This is a genomic window from Ensifer sp. EB106-05-01-XG146 (genome assembly GCF_058791875.1).
This window is the reverse complement of the sequence record NZ_JBYTDX010000003.1, coordinates 318863-337488: the sequence shown is the minus strand read 5'-3', so window position 1 is coordinate 337488 and position 18626 is coordinate 318863. Positions and strand designations below refer to the sequence as shown.

General features: G+C 60.8%; 20 protein-coding genes and 2 pseudogenes. 9 read left to right on the top strand and 13 right to left on the bottom strand.

Translation table 11 applies throughout. From position 1 onward, the window contains the following. Positions 1-108: 108 nt before the first annotated feature. Complete coding sequence (locus tag AC3WVQ_RS30350; RefSeq protein WP_492383405.1) at positions 109-1119, top strand: substrate-binding domain-containing protein; 1011 nt, start codon at positions 109-111, stop codon at positions 1117-1119. A gap of 236 nt (positions 1120-1355) precedes the next feature. Next, entirely contained in the window at positions 1356-1559 is a 204-nt protein-coding gene (locus AC3WVQ_RS30345; RefSeq protein WP_034791723.1) for a cold-shock protein, read from the top strand. Positions 1560-1752: 193 nt separating this feature from the next. Here the strand turns inward: AC3WVQ_RS30345 and AC3WVQ_RS30340 are convergent, their stop codons facing one another. The 8 genes from AC3WVQ_RS30340 to AC3WVQ_RS30305 form a co-directional block, all read right to left on the bottom strand. Continuing rightward, complete coding sequence (locus AC3WVQ_RS30340) at positions 1753-2922, bottom strand: septal ring lytic transglycosylase RlpA family protein (protein WP_492383404.1); 1170 nt, start codon at positions 2920-2922, stop codon at positions 1753-1755. A gap of 537 nt (positions 2923-3459) precedes the next feature. Beyond that, positions 3460-4899, bottom strand: coding sequence for an MFS transporter (locus AC3WVQ_RS30335; RefSeq protein ID WP_492383403.1), 1440 nt, complete (start codon positions 4897-4899; stop codon positions 3460-3462). Positions 4900-4953: 54 nt separating this feature from the next. Next, on the bottom strand, positions 4954-5979 hold the full coding sequence (locus AC3WVQ_RS30330; protein WP_492383402.1) for an aliphatic sulfonate ABC transporter substrate-binding protein: 1026 nt from the start codon (positions 5977-5979) through the stop codon (positions 4954-4956). A 48-nt stretch (positions 5980-6027) separates the two neighbouring features. Further along, positions 6028-6891, bottom strand: a complete 864-nt coding sequence (locus tag AC3WVQ_RS30325) for an ABC transporter permease (protein ID WP_492383401.1) — start codon at positions 6889-6891, stop codon at positions 6028-6030. A gap of 11 nt (positions 6892-6902) precedes the next feature. Continuing rightward, positions 6903-7739: an ABC transporter ATP-binding protein gene (locus AC3WVQ_RS30320; RefSeq protein WP_060604870.1), complete on the bottom strand. Its 837-nt coding sequence runs from the start codon at positions 7737-7739 to the stop codon at positions 6903-6905. Positions 7740-7752: 13 nt separating this feature from the next. After that, the gene (locus AC3WVQ_RS30315; RefSeq protein WP_492383400.1) at positions 7753-8082 is read right to left on the bottom strand and encodes a 4Fe-4S binding protein; all 330 of its coding nucleotides are present in this window, start codon (positions 8080-8082) and stop codon (positions 7753-7755) included. Positions 8083-8085: 3 nt separating this feature from the next. Further along, positions 8086-9714 (bottom strand): FAD-binding protein, encoded by a 1629-nt coding sequence (locus tag AC3WVQ_RS30310; RefSeq protein ID WP_492383399.1) that lies wholly within the window; start codon positions 9712-9714, stop codon positions 8086-8088. Positions 9715-9777: 63 nt separating this feature from the next. Continuing rightward, positions 9778-10365, bottom strand: a complete 588-nt coding sequence (locus AC3WVQ_RS30305; RefSeq protein WP_492383398.1) for a thioredoxin family protein — start codon at positions 10363-10365, stop codon at positions 9778-9780. Between the two features lie 1260 nt (positions 10366-11625). Here AC3WVQ_RS30305 and AC3WVQ_RS30300 point away from each other — a divergent pair. Continuing rightward, a complete protein-coding gene (locus AC3WVQ_RS30300; RefSeq protein WP_063979521.1) occupies positions 11626-11877 on the top strand; it encodes a Y4lK-related protein in 252 nt (83 codons plus the stop codon). Here the strand turns inward: AC3WVQ_RS30300 and AC3WVQ_RS30295 are convergent. Next, positions 11865-12273, bottom strand: a pseudogene (locus AC3WVQ_RS30295) (GSU2403 family nucleotidyltransferase fold protein); the annotation flags it as partial. The gene AC3WVQ_RS30300 and the pseudogene AC3WVQ_RS30295 sit on opposite strands and share 13 nt — an antisense overlap. Positions 12274-12726: 453 nt before the next feature. Next, positions 12727-12954: a helix-turn-helix domain-containing protein gene (locus tag AC3WVQ_RS30290; protein WP_082936641.1), complete on the bottom strand. Its 228-nt coding sequence runs from the start codon at positions 12952-12954 to the stop codon at positions 12727-12729. A gap of 146 nt (positions 12955-13100) precedes the next feature. On the opposite strand from AC3WVQ_RS30290, the gene AC3WVQ_RS30285 reads away from it, so the two are divergent. The 3 genes and pseudogenes from AC3WVQ_RS30285 to AC3WVQ_RS30275 form a co-directional block, all read left to right on the top strand. Continuing rightward, positions 13101-13784 carry a hypothetical protein gene (locus AC3WVQ_RS30285; RefSeq protein WP_082584643.1) on the top strand — a complete coding sequence of 228 codons (684 nt, stop codon included), beginning with the start codon at positions 13101-13103 and terminating at the stop codon, positions 13782-13784. Then, on the top strand, positions 13771-14301 hold the full coding sequence (locus tag AC3WVQ_RS30280) for a hypothetical protein (protein WP_234798871.1): 531 nt from the start codon (positions 13771-13773) through the stop codon (positions 14299-14301). Before AC3WVQ_RS30285 ends, AC3WVQ_RS30280 begins: the two co-directional genes overlap by 14 nt. A gap of 25 nt (positions 14302-14326) precedes the next feature. Then, positions 14327-14479, top strand: a pseudogene (locus AC3WVQ_RS30275) (IS3 family transposase); the annotation flags it as partial. Here the strand turns inward: AC3WVQ_RS30275 and AC3WVQ_RS30270 are convergent. Then, complete coding sequence (locus AC3WVQ_RS30270) at positions 14436-15377, bottom strand: autotransporter outer membrane beta-barrel domain-containing protein (RefSeq protein ID WP_492383565.1); 942 nt, start codon at positions 15375-15377, stop codon at positions 14436-14438. The pseudogene AC3WVQ_RS30275 and the gene AC3WVQ_RS30270 sit on opposite strands and share 44 nt — an antisense overlap. Positions 15378-15892: 515 nt before the next feature. Here AC3WVQ_RS30270 and AC3WVQ_RS30265 point away from each other — a divergent pair. From AC3WVQ_RS30265 to AC3WVQ_RS30255, 3 genes are read left to right on the top strand one after another with little or no spacing between them, the layout of a single operon-like run. Next, positions 15893-16135, top strand: coding sequence for a type II toxin-antitoxin system Phd/YefM family antitoxin (locus tag AC3WVQ_RS30265; RefSeq protein ID WP_034798639.1), 243 nt, complete (start codon positions 15893-15895; stop codon positions 16133-16135). Then, entirely contained in the window at positions 16132-16551 is a 420-nt protein-coding gene (locus AC3WVQ_RS30260) for a type II toxin-antitoxin system VapC family toxin (RefSeq protein WP_034798583.1), read from the top strand. Before AC3WVQ_RS30265 ends, AC3WVQ_RS30260 begins: the two co-directional genes overlap by 4 nt. Beyond that, positions 16541-17701, top strand: a complete 1161-nt coding sequence (locus AC3WVQ_RS30255; protein ID WP_051659450.1) for a site-specific integrase — start codon at positions 16541-16543, stop codon at positions 17699-17701. The genes AC3WVQ_RS30260 and AC3WVQ_RS30255 overlap by 11 nt, the downstream gene beginning before the upstream one ends. A gap of 136 nt (positions 17702-17837) precedes the next feature. On the opposite strand, the gene AC3WVQ_RS30250 is transcribed toward AC3WVQ_RS30255, so the two are convergent. Both AC3WVQ_RS30250 and AC3WVQ_RS30245 read right to left on the bottom strand, forming a co-directional pair. After that, entirely contained in the window at positions 17838-18260 is a 423-nt protein-coding gene (locus AC3WVQ_RS30250; RefSeq protein ID WP_082584644.1) for a type II toxin-antitoxin system VapC family toxin, read from the bottom strand. Further along, positions 18257-18511, bottom strand: a complete 255-nt coding sequence (locus AC3WVQ_RS30245; protein ID WP_034798579.1) for a type II toxin-antitoxin system Phd/YefM family antitoxin — start codon at positions 18509-18511, stop codon at positions 18257-18259. The genes AC3WVQ_RS30250 and AC3WVQ_RS30245 overlap by 4 nt, the downstream gene beginning before the upstream one ends. Positions 18512-18626: the final 115 nt, after the last annotated feature.

Sequence of the window (18626 nt, the reverse complement as noted above, 5' to 3'; positions counted from 1 at the left end):
GCTATGCAAATCGTTTTGCATGCGCATCCACTAACACACAATCGCGCCTTTGCAAATCGTTTTGCTTCGGCGCGATCGGCGTGATAGAAGACGGTCATCGGAGGGCTGATGGGAAAACCTACTATCGCCGACCTTGCCAAGGCGGCTGGAGTCTCGGTCACGACTGTTTCGCACGCGTTCAGCGGCCGACGTTACGTCGAGCAGGAAACGCGCAAGCGCATCGAAACGCTGGCGCAGGAAATGGGCTATCGTCCCAATCACCGTGCGCAGCGTTTGCGCACCGGCAGAGCCGGATCTATCGCACTGGTTTCATCGATGCCCTTTGCGGTGGCCGCCGGACCGTCGAGACTGGGCTTCCTCATGGAAATTGCTGCTGCCGCCGCCGTGACGGCTTTTGCCAGGGGTATTTCCCTTTGCCTCGTTCCTCCACTCGGGCCCCGCGACCGCCTCGACGCGCTTGAGGTGGACGGCGCCATCGTGGTGGAGCCGGAACGAGACGACCCGGTGCTGGATTTCTTTTCGTCCCGCGGGACCGAGGTCGTCTGCATCGGGCGCGCCCCCGGCCGGGACGACCTTCCGTTCGTGGATTTGCAGAGCGCCACAACGGCGCATCTGCTGCTCGATCACCTGCTTGCGGGCGACGGTCAGGTCGGCTTGATAACGGGTGAACAAAGGCGCAATTCCTATATCGAGATGGAGGCTGTGTACGCGCAGCGCATGGCCGGAAGCGGCTTTACGCCACGCGCCATCCGCATCGACGAACAGGGGGGCGAGGAAGCGGCAGCAATCGCTGCTGAAAGCTTGCTGCGCGCCAATCCCTCCATCTCGGCCCTTTGCGTGCCGGTCGACGCCTTTGCGACAGGCGTTCTCAACGCGGCCCGCGCCACCGGTCGCCAGATCCCGCACGACCTTCGGATCGCGACCCGCTATGACGGCATGCGCGCCAAACTCGCGACCCCTCCACTGACCGCGGTTGATCTGCACCTTGGTGAGGTGGCAGGAGCCGCAGTGGACCTGCTCTTGGCGCGATTGGAGCAGGTGAACGTCGAACCTAGTGATCTCCCGCCACCAGGTCTGATCCTGCGACCCTCTTCGATGATTTCGTGTGATACCATCTGAGGAACGCTCAAGCCGAGAGCGCGATGGCCGGACAGCCGCGCGGCCGCGTTTAACGTCGTGACTGTCGCGCCGTCGCCATTGCCGCCTTGATTTAGGGCCTAAACGGCCCTTCCCGATGACGGAAGAAGGTCCGGCTCAGCAAATTAAGTTTTGCCAACATGCACGATTGCCGCTAAGGCAGGCGCTGGATATGGTGCTCCGGCAAAACGCAGAGCACTCAGCTGACGAGGATGACTATGGCAACCGGTACCGTAAAGTTTTTCAACCAGGACAAGGGTTTTGGCTTCATCACGCCTGACAATGGCGGACCGGACGTTTTTGTCCACGTGTCGGCGCTTGAGGGCGCAACGTCACTGCGCGACGGTCAAAAGGTCAGCTATGAACTTGGCCAGGACCGCAAGACCGGAAAATCGAAGGCCGAAAACGTCAGGTCAGCCTGAACTTCGGATACCCAGCTTCGGGAATTCGCTTGATTGCATTCCCTCACTTTCCCGGCCGCGCCAGCGGCCGGGAAATATTATGATGTCGTCTCGCGAGGCCGTCGGGTCCTCCTTTTTTGCAGGCGATCCCAACGCACAAAACGGAAACTGAGCGCATAATTCTGGTCCGGCTAACTTCTCTGAAGCTTCCGGCTCACCCTCGACACGCACGCCACGCGCTCTGGCAACGGTGACACCACCGGATATGGCCGGTTTCCGGGTCTCCCCGTCGTCGCCTCGCTGGCGATCGTCGGCCAGTCATTCCAGTCCGTTGGCTTTTGCGATCGAAAGCTGCCGGGAGAAACGCCTGCAACACAGATTTCTCGCCCACCCGCTCCTTGTTCAAACAGCATTCGGCAGAAATCGCGGTTTCCCTTGCAATACTTGCCTTGCCGAGGGGTGCCAAGTGGTGTGCCTTGGAAGCCCAGAGTACATACGACGCCGCCCGTCCCCGCAAACCAGAGGCAGCCAGAAAGTTACCGGCAGATTTCGAGCCGACGAACAGGGTGCTGCGCTCACCGTAGCTGGTATGCGGTTTGCCGGCGACCTGCGCGCCGATTGGCCGATTGACGCCAAGGGGACCCTGGCGCTTCCTTTGTGACGCCATGAGAAACGCCATGTCATCTCCGTTTAGAGCGGCGCGCCCCACATATTGTACCCGGACGGACGCTGTCCCGCGGCGCGTCATATCCAGCATCTCTGCTGCCTTGCTGGAAATATCGATCAAACGTCCTTTGTGGAAAGGGCCACGATCATTGACGCGCACAACGACCGACGAGCCGTTTGTGAGATTTGTCACCCGCACGTAGCTGGGCAAGGGAAGTGTCGGATGCGCGGCGGAGAGGCGGCCCGGATCGTAAGTCTCGCCATTTGCGGTCCGCCGCCCTTGAAACCCCCGAGCGTACCAGGAGGCAATGCCGCTTCGATCGTAGCCCGGTTCCTCCTTCGGATAGTAACGCTTGCCTTTGACCACGTAAGGCTTGCCGACAGTATAATGGCCGGCACGCTGCGAGGTTCTTTTGCCGGAAGCATCTGGCATTTTGACATAGACACGGTGCAGCGTGGCGGGAGAATGCGCCTTCAGGCTGGTCATGTCGGGCGTAGATGTCGTGGTGCAGGCTCCACCGAACGCACAGAACATCGTAATTGCCAACCAGCGCATGACTTTAACGGTCGCTGCTATTCCATCTCCCATCCCGTTCACCATCGACTGCAACTCGACACGCGATCGCAATGCGCAGTGGAGACGCGAGACAGGCGACGCAGCAGTGAGGGGCTGGTCTACACCAGGCGCAATCTGGGGCGTGCCGTTGGTCCGCTCCATCTATGATACCTCGGTAAAATGAGGCTACGAGCGAATGGTTCCGCCCTCCCGACCCAGGGCATATCTGCCCGACCGTTGCGATCAGAGGCGGAAATAAAAAGTCGAGTTCGTCGACTGTGTCGCACCGATGAAAGAGCACCGTCTATTTGGGTGTCAGCCGGCGGAAGCGAAACGATGGCTGAAACGCATCGAAGGCGAACTTACCCTCGCAGACGAACCAAAGCCGGCGCTTCGCGCCGGCCGCCGATTTGTGCCGTACCCTGCTTACGAACCGCAGACCGGGAGGTCAGGCGAAACTTCTAGCCTTGAAAATGGGAAGGAAGTTTTCGTCCGGCGCCCCTGCCGGCTTTTCCCCGGCTCTTTGTCGATCTCCGCTCAAAAGTCGCCAGTGGCTCTTCTTCTCTGTCTTCGAAGCCCAAGGTCGTTACCGCCGGCAGGTCGCACCGAAATCTGTCTGCTCTCTTGAGGAATACGCCATATGTCTGATCGCTGGCCGTTTCCAAAGGCTGCGCGAACCGCGATTTCTGTTACGCCGCCTTAACCGACGACAGGGCGACCACGGTGGCCGGAAACCTCAGCACCCGCGTCGGACGACAGTGCGAGAAAGCGAAGCGCCGACACGAAGCCTATGGCGGCGATAAAGAGGAAGGCGGCGCGAATATCCGGAAGCATATTATAATCGCCTCCTCCCCCGCCCAGATAGGATGCGAAGCGAATGACGGCTGCGGCAACGGCGATGCCAAGCAGTTGGGAGAGTTGCTGCAGCATCGCCGAAATCGTCGTCGCCGCGCTTCGCTGAGCAGGCGGTACATCGGCGAAGGCGATTGTCGTCAGCGCCGTAAACTGCATCGAGCGGGAAAGGCCGCAGGCAATCAGCAGCACCCACATGACAATGCGCGGCGTTTCTCCGTCGACGAATGCGAAGGCACCGATCGTCGTGGCGGCGATCATGCCATTTACGACAAGAAGGCTGCGGAAGCCGAAAAGACGCAGAGCCGGTGTGGTGACGCTCTTCATCAAAAGGTTGCCGAGAAAGTAGACGAAGACCAGCGAGCCCGTCTCCACCGCATTGAAACCCAAACCAACCTGGAAGAGCAGCGGCAGCAGAAATGGCGTCGCATTGACGGCAAGCCGCCCGGCGGTGCCCGCCGAAAGCGTTGCGAAGGCGAAAGTCGGGATCTTCAGCACTGTCATGTCGAGCAGGGGATGCGCAGCGCGCCGCAGATGGCGGACTGCAAAAAAGCCGGCGAAAAAACCGGCCACCAGAAGGCCAAGTGAAGCGGTCCCACCCGAGGATGAACTGGAAAGCTCCAGACCGCCAAGGGTGAGTGCGAGCGCGCCTCCAGTCAGCAAGACGCCGGTCACATCAAAGGGCCGCGCTCCCTCCGCAGGCACGCGCGGCACGAAAAAGGCAACGAGCACGACACCGAATATGCCGAGAGGCAGATTGATGAAGAAGTTCCACTCCCAGCCGGCGTGGGTTGTAATCCAGGCACCGATCAGAGGCCCGATGACGGGGGCAATCAGAGCCGGCCAGGTGATGGTGGCGATCGCCCGCACCAATTCCGCCTTCGGTGCATCGCGCAGTACGAGCTGACGCCCAACCGGCGTCATCAGCGCTGCGGACGCACCTTGGAAGAGCCGAGCCACGGTGAATTGACCAAGCGACGCCGAGAAGCCGCAAGCAACGGAGGCGAGCGTGAACAGCGCGATAGCGGCAAGAAAGACCTCTCGCGCGCCAAAACGCTCGGCGAGCCATCCGGCCGGCGGAATAAACACGGCCATCGCAAGAAGATAGGCGGTGAAGCCAATGTTGAGCGCCACCACATCCGTCGCGAAGGCCTTGGACATGGCCGGCAGCGAGGTTGCGATGATCGTGCTGTCGAGCATCTGCATGAAAAAGGCCACCGCCACGACGGCCGGGACGATGCGGGTGCGGTGAAACGGAAGTGGAGAAGAGGAAATGGAGGACATCATTCAAGAAGAAGAGAGGGCGGAGACGCAGGTGCGCCGCCGCCCGAACCTACAGGATCAATTGCTGGCAGCAACTCTTTTTAGAGCTGCGTCGTAGAAGGAGCGGTCAATCCAGGTCTCATAGTTGACTTTGCCCTTCAGCAGCCCGGCCTCGGCCATGAAGGCCTCCTCCCCCTGAAGCGCTTTCACTGCCGCATCCGTGATTTCCGGGTCCTGGAAGAACTTTCCATCCGGGTAGGTGGCGCGGACTGCCTTGTCACTGCTGCCTGTCTCCTTGACAAAGATCGTAGTCGTCTCTTCCGGGTTGGCGTCGGCCCAGCGGGCAGTCGCAATATCGACAGCCAGCAGACGTGTCACGATTTGAGGATACTTGCGGGCGAATTCACCGTTGACGCTGAGGAGATGTGGAACCGCCCAATCGGGGCTGCCCGACACGCCGGCGTCGAAGATCACCCGCGCTCCGCCCTTTTCAACAAGCGTCTGCACCGGGCCGGTGCTTTCCACGATGGCATCGACGTCACCACGGGCCAGCGCCGGGCCGGAACTGTCGATACCGAGGTTCAGGCTTTCCACGTCCGCGAGGGAAAGACCTGCGGCCTGCAGGGCCTTGGCGAAGGTCGAATGACGCACCGTGCCTGAGAGATAGGCGACCTTCTTGCCCTTCAGGTCCTCAATCTTCTGGATCGCAGACTCCGGCTTGACGACGATCTGCGTCTCGTTCGAACGGTTCCAGCTCGAAAGGCCGATGAGCTTCACATCGGCCCCGGTCGCCGCCAGACGAAGCGACGGGTTGTTGCCGATATAGGTGAAGTCGATCGCTCCCGAACCGAGCGCAACCGTGGCAGCGGAACCGCCATCGAATGTCGTCAGCTCGATCTTGATGCCGTCCTTGGCGAACTCGTCTTCCAGCAGTTTCTTGTTGCGATAAAGGATGAATTTCAGGTGGCCCGGCGCGGTCGAGCCGATGCGGATGACCTCGGGCTTCGCGTCGTCGGCAAAGGTCGGCGCGCCACCCGCCACCGGCAGGAACGATAGCGCCAAGGCGAGCTTCAACAATGTCCGGCGGAGTGGATTGGCTGTCATGGATGGATCCTTTCGAAATCGCGTGTTCGTTGGAAGAGAGGCTGGGGCTCAGTTCGGGCCGCTTTCGCCGTCGCCGCGCCAGCGGGTGGCGCGTCGTTCCCCAGCGACGAGCAAGTAGTTCAGCAGGAGGCCGATGATCGTCAGCGTCAGGATGCCGGCATACATCCGGTCTGTTTCCAGCATCAGCGACGAATTCTGGATGAGGTAGCCGATGCCGGATTGGGCCGCGAGCATCTCCGCGGCGATGACCGAAAAGAGCGAGGTCTTCACACCAAGCCGAGCGCCCGCGACAATCGAGGGAACGGCCGAGGGCAGAATGACCTTCTTGAAAAGATCCCAGTCGGACGTTCCCATGGAACGCGCTGCCTTCACCAGCAGTGGATCGACCGACTTCACACCGACGATGGTGTTGATCAGCAGGAAGAAGACGGCCGCGTAGAATGTGATGGCGATCTTTGACGCCTCGCCGATGCCGAGCAAAAGGATGAAGACCGGTAGCAGCGCGAACTGCGAGGTATTGCGCAGGGTCTGGACGAGAAAGTCCGAGGCCTTTTCGAAGAGCGGATAGCGCCCCATCAAAAGACCAAGCGGTACGGCGACAACAACGGCAAGCGAAAAGCCCATCGCGGCGCGCTGCAGGCTGATGCCGATGTGGTCGGCAAGCTGACCCGAGGCGATCATCTCCCACAGGACCGAGAGCACCTGGCTGAGTGGCGGGAAGAACAGCGCGTTGATCCAGCCGGCGCGTGGCGCGATCTCCCAGAGAAGCGCGAAGGCGACGAGCGCCGGCAGGCCCAGCGTAATGGTGGAGAAGGCTTCACCGAGAACCGTCGGCGGTTTCTCCGCGGCACGCTTTCGGCGCGATGATAATGTCCGGCGGAGCGGCAGGTTGCGGTCGGCGATCAGACTCATCGGATCCTCCCTTAGTTGGTATAGTTGGATGCGAGCGCCCAATCGCGCTGGGCCTTGACGACCTCGTCACGCAAGCTTTCCCAGACGCGGCCCCGATAGGCATTGAAGGCCGCGCTGTTGCGGATATCGAGGTCGCGCGGGCGCGGCAGGTCAATCTCGACGATTTCCTTGACGCTCGCCGGGCGCGCGGTCATCACGACCACGCGGTCGGCGAGGTAGATCGCCTCGTCGATCGAATGGGTGACAAAGACGACGGTCGTCTTGATCTGTTCCCAAATGCGCAACAGTTCGCTTTGCAGGATGTCGCGCGTCTGGGCGTCAAGCGCCGCGAAGGGCTCGTCCATCAGCAGCACCTGCGGATCGGTGGAGAGCGCCCGGGCGATTGCCACGCGCTGCTGCATGCCGCCGGAAAGCTGCGAGGGGAAGCGGTCTTCGAAGCCCTTGAGGCCGAAGAGATGCAGGAAATGACGTGCCTTCTCGCGACGCTCCGCCGCCGGCACACCACGCACCTCCAGGGCATATTCGATGTTCTGCAGCGCTGTTCGCCAGGGAAAAAGCGCATATTGCTGGAAGACATAGGCGGTGCGGGCATGCGGTTTGGAGACCTCGATGCCGTCGATGCGGGCGACGCCCGAGGTCGCTTCGGTCAATCCGGCAATGACATCGAGCAGCACCGACTTGCCGCTGCCGGACGGCCCGACCAGCGTGATGAATTCGCCGCGTTTGATGGTCAGGTCGACGCCATCCAGCACCGCAATGCGGCTCGAGGCGACGCCGTCCACCGTTACGGTCTGGCCCTGTTTGAGCGTAAAGGTCTTGCGCAGCGCGCTGACGGCTATGCGTTCCATGGTCGAACTCCCTTCAAACCTGCGCCACGCGGATGTGACGGGTCGGATCATCTTGCGCGCCGCCAGCGCGGCCGCGGTCCCACCCGAGCGAGCGGGCGTAGGCGCCAAAAAGGTCGCGTTCCAGCACCTCGGCCTCCGCGATGCCTGTTGGTCCGTGCGCCGCCTCGGCGACATAGAGCGCATCCGTCGGACAATAGATTTCGCAGAGAAAACAGGTTTGGCAGTCGTCTTGCCGGGCAATGATCGGCAGACCCGTTTCGTCGCGATCGAAGACGAAGGCGGGACAGATCCGTTCGCAGATATCGCAGCGGATGCAGCGGTCGGCGGAGATAACCTCGATCATCGCTCAGCCCTCCCGAACCGTCTCAAAAGCGAGGTCTTCACGCACAGCGCTCACCTGATCGAGCCCGGAGACGATGATGCGGCTCGCCTGCCCGTCGTCTTCGGTCGGAAAGTCACTCCGGCGGTGCACGCCCCGGCTTTCCGTGCGCAAGAGCGCAGCCGCGACCGTCCAGCGGGCGCTCGCCGTAACCGACGCCACCTCTCGTGCGCGAAGTCGGTCGATGCCGACCGCGGGCTTTGCCTGGTTGAGGCCGGCCCACACGCCTTCCAGAATGCGGTGACTTGTCTCCAGTGCGCTGGCCTTGCGACAGTAACTCCTGTCGAGCGGCACGATCTCCTCGTGCACCGCGCGGGCGGCGGCCGCGAGATTGACGTCTTCACGTTCGCCGGCGCCGCGCAAACCCGTCGCGCCGAGCGGCCGCAAGCGCGCCGCATCACGGGACTTTCTGCTGCTCGCATGCCGGGCGGCGCCATGACCGGCCCACCAGCCGCTGGCAATCGCCCAGGAGGCATTGATGGCGCCGCCACCGGAAACCCCACCCGTCACGTTTTCGCGGCTCGCCGCGTCGCCGGCGGCGTAAAGCCCGGTAATGCCGGTGCCACACTCGGACGAGACGATGCGGATACCGCCGGTGCCGCGCACGGTGCCCTCGTATTTGAGGTCGACCCGGAACAGGTGCTCGAAGGGATTGATCCCCATCCGGTCGTAAGGCTGAAAACAGTTCGGCTGGCCACGACGCAGCCAGTCCTGCATCGCAGGTTCGGCAAGATCGAGCCGGGCATAGACCGGGCCGGACAGCAGGGCCTCGGCCACTTGCCGCTCGCCGCCGCCGATACCGTTCGTCACCGGCTCACCGCGGGCGTCGCGCAGCACCTCGCCGTTCTCTCGGTAGAAGGTCGCCCAGCGAAAAGGCAAACCCTTGTTCAGCGAGGAACCGTGCGGGGCGAGCGTGTATTTGCCGGTGAATTCCATGCCGGAAAGGGACGCGCCGGCCTCTGCGGCGAAGAGATAGCCATCACCGGTGAGCCCCGTGCCACCGAGGATGCGTTCGAAGAAGGCGCAGCCGCCGGTGGCAAGCACGACGGCACCGGCCGATACGGAGAAGCTTGCGCCATTGCGGCGAGAAAGCCCCGCTGCCCCGCCGACATGATGATCGTCGCCAAGCAGTTCCAGGATAGGATGATGGTCAAGGATCGTGACACCGGCCTTGTGCACACGCTGGCGCATGAAGCGCATGTAGTCAGGACCGCGCAGGTTGGCGATATAGAGGTTGCCATCCTCTTCGCTCGGAAAGGGATAGCCCCATTCGACGAGCTTCAGGAGGTTTTCGTAGGCGCGGTCAGCCGCGCGCAACATCCAGCGACGATCGGCAAGGCCGGCACTGCGCTTGAAACGCTGCTCGACCGAGGCTGCGCGCCCTTCTCCCGGCGGCACACACCACGTTCCCGTGTTGGACGGAGCCGTGGCACCGCTCGTGCCGTGATAGCCCTTGTCAGCCAAGACGACGCGCGCGCCGGTCTCGGCAGCGGAAAGCGCCGCCCAGGCGGCGGCTGGGCCCCCACCGACAACCAGCACGTCCGTTTCGATGTGGCGCCCGTCTTCGGTGGGCTGTTCGTTGCGACGCGATGCCATGATGTCCCGGTATAGAAAAGGAGCGTTGGCCGGCTGTACGGCCGGCCGTTTCACGATTGCGGATCAGGCTGCGGTGGAGAACCAGGACGGTTCGTTGCCAGCCGACCACTTGATGTTGCAGCCGATCGAGGGCACCTGGCCGGCGCCGACAGCTTCGCCCTTCAGGACCGCGTCGACCGCAGCGCGCAGATCCGCGCCCGTCACATCCTTGCCGTTGCCGGGCCGGGCTTCGTCGAACTGGCCGTGATAGGCAAGCTTGCGATCTCGGTCATAGAGAAAGAAGTCCGGAGTGCAGGCCGCACCAAAGGCCTTGGCGACACTTTGCGACGCGTCCTTCAGATAGGGGAATCCATAGCCGTGAGTCTTTGCCTCTACACCAATCCGCTCCAGTGTTTCTTCCGGATGCGCCTTGGCGTCGTTGCTGTTGATCGCGACGACGGCAAGCCCCGGCGTGGCATAGTCGCGCGCAAATTTCGCCAGTTCCTCGCGGATCAACACCACGAAGGGGCAGCGGTTGGAGATGAAGGCGACGAGCAGCGCCGGGCTGTCCTTGAACTCGGCCAACGTGAACAGGTTGCCATCGGCATCGGGCAACGTGAAGTCCGCCGCGCGGGTTCCAAGCGTAATGGGATTGGATTCGGTTTTGGGCATGGTATCCTCCTGGCAAGCCAATAGAAATATTACTTCATAAACCACATAGATTTTATAGATATGAATTTTCTCCGGATTGCAGGCCGCGGAGATAATCTTGCTGCGCACGGACACAAGGCTCGGATTCTCGTTTCGGAGTGGCGGTCTTTTGGCAGCGCGCGCCTCGGTCGATCTCGCGAAATTCTACGGAGCATGAGCGGACAACAATCGGTCCAGGCGCGAACCACGCCCCCGGCCAGGCTCATTTCGCAAAACGAGCAGACGCGTGGCGACTTTCACAGCGGGGAGCGTGCGGCGCCCCAGGAAGGTCTCCTGACTCTGGCGCTTCAAACATCGATTCGACGAAAATCTTCCAAGTCCAGTTCCGAAACCGCGATTATTTTTCTTCTTAATTCCAAACCTGTCCGCGCGGGCTATCCCTTGCCAACGAACCGACCCTGCGACTGGCGGTGCGCTGGGGCCATTCCTTTTCCAGGGAGAGGCTATGACGAGACCCGAGAGGGCTACGTCTGGTGATATAGACGAGGAGGATGCAGCGCTCGATGAACTTGAACGGATTGTAGAGGTACGGCGACCGTGATGAAGCTGCAGACTATCAGATATCTGTGGTCAATCGGCAGATACCGGAAGAGCGCCTCCGAGGTGTCTTGTGGGGAGGCTACGGAACCGTTTCCAAAGGCTGCAGTTTGTAGTCTGCTCCCAGGTATTCCTTGCCATGCGGAGCGAGAGGAGTTGGCCCCCCGATGCTCCAGGGGGCCAATTCTTTCTATGCGGTGCTGTCCCCACTTGCATATGGGCACTATGAGGTGTGTCCGGACTTTGTTCTGATAACTCCCAGCGTCAACCTATCGGGGGCCGTAGGGCTCGGCCATGGGGTACGACGCGACGTCTACGAGGAGAAAATCAAGCTGGGAAGGAACCAATTTCAACCTCGGAGATTGTATAGGTGGGCTGGCGTGTTCCATCCTGCCGGCCCGGCAGAAGCACGACACTCTCATGGCCCCTTAGTCGCCTTTCGGGGCCATTTTTTCTGAATGCGGGAACCATTCCCATCTGTCGGCGTTTTCCCTTCGTCCTGACCCGTTTCCCCAATCGAGCAGGCACAGAGCTTCACAATGTCCCCAGTGAAGTCTCTTCGATAAGCGCCTCTGGCCTCGCCGTCTCCGTACGACGAGGCCTTCAATTTTTTCGCCTCCACGATTCCTTTCGGCCACGGCGGGTCACGTCATAGCCTCCCTCAGATCCCACCGACGACCTTACATGACTGAGAATGACCGCCGCCAGATGAAAGCCACTGAAGTCCCGGCATTCGTCGACGATGTGATCGAGGCCGGGTGCAACATCTGCGCCGTAGGACAAGAGAGCTACGTCATCGGGGATATTGACGAGCAGGAGGCCGGCGACCGAGATTTAATCAGGTTGGAGATTGTAGATTACCTCTGGTCGATCGGCCGATACATGAGGTTACCTCCGAGGTTACGCGGCACTAGTGGCCAACGAAGACCGGCGTAGCATTGGAATGCCACCGTTCCGGTCAGCACGCCACGCAATCGGAATAGGCCCCCGTTCGCCAACACTCAACGACGTCGCCTGACATCTTGTCGGGCGCGATCATCCCTCCTTCACGCGTGAGGGTGCTAACGAGGCGGCGCCGAGCGCGGAGATCATCCCTCTGAGCTTGAAAGTCTGCGACGCGTTGTGAAATCTCGGGGTCCTCTGCGGGGCCAACATATCGCCGTGCCCTTCCGCCACGCCCATCAGGGATGTCGAAATACCAGTATCGGCGCGCCTTTCCGTCACGGGCGTGAAGTGGCCCTCAGGTGGAAAGTCGGCTGTCCATGCGGCGTCGAGCGATCTCTGACCGAGCTCGGCAAGCATCGTCTGGTACATCAGGTCATTGGTTTTCATGGTTATACCCTTTCAGTGAAAAGGTATAACGCCGGGGCGATCGCGCTGATCGCAGGTGTTGTGGCTCGATCGAAGAGCCCTCGCGGAGTGGTTCATCGGCATTCTCCACCCAAAGCGGGGCCTTCCCGCCGATCAAATCGCCGCCCGCGGCCAATTGCTTGACCGGATAGCCGCGTTGGCTCAGGGGTGAGGCACACGATTTAGGCCTGCGATGCCATCGATGTAATCGCCGATACCTCTATCGGTTGCGAAACAGACGTCGGATGCGCCAGGCCGAGCCGGACGCGAATAACCGAAAAAGATCCGGATTGTGGGGTTCCAAAGCCATCAGGGTTTCGCTCAGCGCCGGGGCTCCATGTCGAGGATGGCCACTGAGATAGGAAGCCTCCAGGCGCGTACAAGGTCCTCTCGAGCAAGGTTGCCTTGATCTCGGAGGTGAGAACCGAGGAAGCCTCAACCGTCTGGTAGGTCAGATCCTTTTGGCTTGGAAAATCGCACGCCGACGCCGCCACCATTTTCCGGGATGAACTCTAACCCAGCGGCTTCGAACGCGATGCGGATCGCCTCCAATGTCGCGGCATACCCCGGGCGGCCAGCCTCAATCCGCGTGACGGTCGCCGCCGTAATGCTGGCGCGATTTGCTAAATCACGAACACCCCATTTCAATGCAGCTCGCGCCATGCGGATTTGATCGGGGGTCAACATTATAACCTTGACATAATCTTTGTATGATTCAAACTCTCTGCGACGGTATAAAACGGCCACGCACGGTGCTTGCGACACCCTGCGTGGCCTGACCGCAATTCAAGCTATAGGGAGCTCGGATCATGGCTGATTCTGAGATTAGCAGAACTTTGCCTGCAATCACGCGTGGAAAAGATAATCCCCCAAATGGCACTGCCGAACGCCTACCACGTCTCATCGACCGCCGAAACCTTCTCCCAGTCGCCGCACGTTGGCTGAGCGCACGCATCGATGAAGCGCGCGTCCTGCCGAGAGAGAGTGGCCCAACACCTGTCAGAGAGATGTGGCCGCGATGGTACGCGTATCATCAGCAGCGCCTGCGGGCGACGCACCTCAGACAAAAGCTTGAAACCGAACTACTGAAAGCGACCGGGGGCATTCCGACGGTCGAGCTATCGATACCTGGGACCGATCAGCTCACCTCGGTTCGCTCTTTTGCCGACATCAATCGACTGACCCCCGAGCTGGATACCGAGCAACTGTCTGAGGCACGGGTTGAGCTTCGCCGGCGTCGCAAGCAATGGAGAGAAACGGATCAGCGTCTCGGATACAGTGATGCCGTCACCCGCGAACAGGAGCTCGCACATAAAGCGGGCATAGCCGGGCGCGTAATGCGGATCACAGCGCCATCTTCGTTGATCGAAGTCACCGCCAAGCTCCATTGCCTGATTGTCATGCACGATCCGGGACGGAAGCTCGAACTTACACCCTGGCCAGAGCTACGCAGACTGTTGAAAGATCTCATGCGCATCGGTGAACGAGGCTGAGAGCGCTGGCCTCTCGGTCGGTTCCACCGGCAAGTTTCCAACAAAAGTCATCAAGAATTTCGACCAGCCTTGGAGGACGATCTCGATGGACCCTGCGTATCCGGGCCAGGAGCCAAGCGTTTGCGACACATTGGCACTGGCAGCGCAGTATAGAGACGCGGCCGTGAAGCTTGGTGCCATCTCGCCAAAACTCGCGCATCTTCCGGTTCACCTTCTGGCTCTGCATTCGGTTGAACTCTACCTGGATGCGCTCCTGCTTGCCAAAGGCCTCGACCACAAGACGATCCGCGGCTTTCAACACGATCTTGGCGAGCAGTCCAGGGTAGCCATTGATGCTGGGCTCGTGCTGCGCAAACGCACGGCGGCCCACTTGGCAACGCTCTCCTCCACCAGAGAGTACGACGCCGTCAGGTATGGCCCAAGGCAGGCTTTCAAGCTCTCCCAGGTGAACCGGGTGATGGCGACACTCGACGAAGTCTCGCAGAAGGTGCGAAGGGTGTTGCGGCCCGTCCCGTAATCAAGGGCTGGGTGCGGTTGGCTCGCCGCGCGTCTACCGGGTCATGAAGGTGCATAACCTGCTATTGGTGCGCCACACCGGAGCGGCCGAGGATCGTCTCCACGACGGTCAGGTCGCTGTCTCACGCTCGAACATCAGATCGTGCTCCGACGGCTTCGAGATCGGCTGCGACAACAAATCGGCTGCGACAACAAAGAGAAGGTCCGGGTCACCTTCGCCCTCCGGCGCCACAAGATTGCCTTACAAGGAGGTTCTCTCCGTTTTTGAAGAAGCTGCTGCTGCTTTGAGCAGCATGCCCGCCATCCATTGTGTACGCCATGTCTCATGCACGATCCGCGCCGATCATTTCTGACCGGAGGCAGTCGAGAGAAGTGCTGAAGCCTGCACTCTCGGAGTTGGTCGAATCGCGGCGAGCCCGAGCGCAGCGAGAAAGACCAGGGCGACGGCGTCATTTCCGACAGGTTGCCGGTGGTGATCTTGCCGTCGTTGGGCCGCTCGAACTGGTACTCGGCGCCGAGCTCGGTGAAGACGAGGAATGGACGTCCGTTGGGCAGTCGGAAGTAGCGGCTGACCTCGGTCGAAAGATCGAGGACGCGATAGTTGAAGCTGTCGCCGGGAAGGGAGACGGTGACGGGTATGTTAAGGATGCTGCCCGAGAGGTCGTATGAGTCGCTTTCGATATGGGACCAGCTCACGGATGCCTTGGGGCGGATGAAATAGGCATCAACCTTGTACTGGCCGTGCAGCGAGATTTCGCCGGCAAGACGCTGCGAATCCTGCTGGCCGTTGAGCAGGTCGAGTTCGATATCGTTGTCGTAGCGCCCGTAGGTCAGCGATCCGTCGATTGCCCAGTGCTTCGACAGGCGATAGGCCGCATAGGGGCCGAAGCTGAAGCCATCGGTATCGATGCCAAGTGTCCCGTCGAACGCATCGGCCGAGCTGTCCTCCAAGGAAACGGTCATGCCGACGACGAGCTCGTCGGGTGAAAACGCTCGTCGGAAATGTCGTCGATGGATATCCGACCAGAAGTTCCACAGTGAGGGCGCGGGCAGATCACGGCCCGGCGTCAGCGGCACTTGGGATGATCGATCGGCACTTCGGGCGGTAGCTTCTTCGGCAGCGAGATCCCTACAGGTCGGGAGGTCGCGGCGTTGTTTGGAATCTTTTGATCGGGGGTCGATACAGGTATCCGGGGTCCTGGCTGCGATCACGCGGCCGCCTTTGGCCGCTGTCGGCTTGCGTGGGTTGAACCCCGGGAAAACGGGCTGTGGGCCGACATCTGGTCTACCATCGGGCCAGTCGAAATCCGGAGGGAGAGGCTGCGGTCCAACATCCGGACGGCCGTCTGGCCAGTCGAAGTCCGGAAAGACCGGCTGCGGGCCGACGTCCGGTCGACCGTCCGGCCAGTCGAAATTTGGAAACACCGGCTGTGGCCCGAGTCACCTCATCACTATCGATAGGTATCAGATATCGATAGTGACGTGGTCTACAGGTTGACCAACTCCCGAACGCCCTCTATCGTTAGGTGAAGCATAAATTCAAGATCGTCCGCAATCTGCGCGACGAGACGTTATTTCAATCGGAGTTTGCTATGAGCGTCACCGTCAAGGTCGCCGAAGCCAAAGCCCATCTCTCTGAGCTTCTGGCGCGTGTCGAAGCCGGCGAAGAGGTCATCATATCCCGCGGCAACGATCCGGTCGCCCGCCTTTCGCGGGTCCAAAAGGACAACGAGCTCACGGCACTGATCGCCGAGGTACGCGCAGCCAGGATGCGAGCAAAATCGGTTACGAACGACGAAATCCTCGACTGGAAACGGGAGGGTCAGCGGTTTTGACCACCTTTGTCCTCGACGCGTCGACCGCTGCAGCATGGCTTTTGCCGGAAGAATACAGCGAGGCGGCCGAGCTGCTCATCGCACGTATATCTAGCCCTTGCCCCGTGCCCGATCTGTTCTGGCACGAGACGCGCAGCATTTTGATCAGTGCCGAGCGACGACAGCGTATTGCCGCCGGCCAGGCCCTGAACGCGATGGCCCGGCTGCGCCGACTGCCGCTTGAAGATATGGGCGCTGGACAAGACGGTTCAGTGCTCGAGCTCGCAAGCGTGCACGGCCTGAGTGCCTATGATGCCGCCTATCTCGACCTGGCCGTTCGCCAATCCCTACCGCTTGCCACGCTCGATCGTAAGCTTGCGAGCGCCGCGCGCACTGAGCGGATCCAGGTTCTCGGGCCGTTCGAGAATGAACACTAACCGTCTTAGCCCGGAAATAGAAAGGCGCTCCGAAGAACTCAACGCGCTCGAGGCCATCCTGCCCTTCGATCGGCGCGATCAGCTGGCCGCCCTTTTGACCGACGACGACGTTGCGACGCTCAAGCATCTCGCCAACGAAGGCGTGGGCGACAATACGCTCAGGGCCATCGCCTCCGATCTAGGCTATCTCGAGGCCTGGTGCCAGTTCGCGACGGGAACTCCCCTCCCCTGGCCGGCGCCGGAGAGCCTGCTCTTGAAATTCGTTGCCCATCATCTCTGGGATCCGACAAGGCGCGCCGAGGACGAAAACCACGGCATGCCTGTCGCGGTGGAAAGTAGCCTGCGATCTCAGCGCCTGTTGCGCGCCGACGGGCCACACGCTCCCGAGACCGTTCGCCGCCGACTGACAAGCTGGTCGATTCTCACCCGTTGGCGCGGTTTGACGGGCGCCTTTGATGGCCCCTCACTCAAGTCGGCGCTGCGTCTAGCCGTTCACGCCAGCGCGCGGCCACGACAGCGCAAAAGCAAAAAAGCCGTGACTGTCGATATCCTGGCAATGCTTCTTGAGGTCTGCACCGGTGAACGGTCCGTCGATCTGCGTGATCGAGCACTGCTATTAACCGCCTTCGGCTCCGGCGGCCGCCGGCGTTCGGAAGTCGCAGCCCTGCGCGTCGAGGATCTGACGGATGAAGAACCTGTTCAAACGAATCCATCTGATGCCAGCTCCCCTCCCCTCCCCTGCCTCTCGATCCGCCTTGGCCGCACCAAGAGGACAAAGAGCGACGACGACGAGCATGTGCTGCTGATCGGCCGGCCCGTTACCGCACTGAAGGAGTGGCTTGATCAAGCCGGCATAAACGAAGGCCCGGTGTTCCGTCGCATCGACCAGTGGGGAAATATAGACCGCCGAGCGCTGACGCCCCAAGCGGTCAATCTGATCCTGAAGGACCGGTGCAAGCAGGCTGGCCTCGATCCGGCTCAGTTTTCGGCGCATGGGCTGCGATCGGGGTATCTGACTGAGGCGGCCAATCGAGGTATACCCTTGCCGGAAGCCATGCAGCAGTCGTTGCACAAATCCGTGACACAGGCGGCTCGCTATTTCAACAACGCGCAACGAAAGAATGGGCGCGCGGCGCGGTTGGTGACCTAGTGCGTCACTGGGTCTTGAGGCTTCAGCGAGGGGAGCCACTCGCAATGCAAGCTCGAACCTCTAGAGCAGCCTCGTCCAAGGGGACCTAGCATTATACGGACTGAGTTCGGAGGTAGCATGGCGGCTGATACGATCGTCAGCCTTGCCATGGATCGACAACCACGACACCGGTGCCTTCGAAATCCCTGACATTGCGAGTCACGACTGCCATGTCGTGAACCAAAGCAGTCGCGGCAATCAAGGCGTCTGCTTCGTTGCGCCTGTCGGGAACATGCAAGTGCGCGCAACGAGTCGCAACCGCATCATCGACCGTCAGAATGCGACCTGCGAACTCGGGTCGAACCTGGCCGTCGAGCCAAGAGCGCAGCCGCGCGCCTTGTGCGGCATCCCGGCGCTGCACGCTAAGCACTCCTCGCTCCAATTCAAGGACTGTGATGGCCGAGATGAAGAAGCGAGCCGCATCTTCTGCCCCAATCCACTCTACGACATTGGCATCAGCTTTGCCGTCGCCGACCTTGCGTAGTTCCGAGATAACGTTGGTATCCAGCAAGTACTTCAAGAAAAATCCACTTCGCGAGGTCCGATTTCAACACGGCGCAGCTCGAAATCGATTGCCGAGAGACCCGGCATAGCGAGAGCCTCGATAAGGCTACGGTGCTTGCCGCTCAAGCGCTCGAATTCATCATAGGTCATGAGGACATGCGAAGGCTTGCCGCGGTCTGTGATGATAACCGGGCCGCTTTTTGCCGCCTTCTTGGCGCTGCTGACGTCATGATTCAGTTCTCGGCTGGAAAGGGTCGTGATGCTCATGGGGCACACCTCCATGTAGGTAATTACCTACATATAACATTGAAGGACGGAATTGCAAGTCGAGTAGACGCCTGAGCGCTAACTGAAACGGAAGCGTACGTCCCAGTCGGTACAT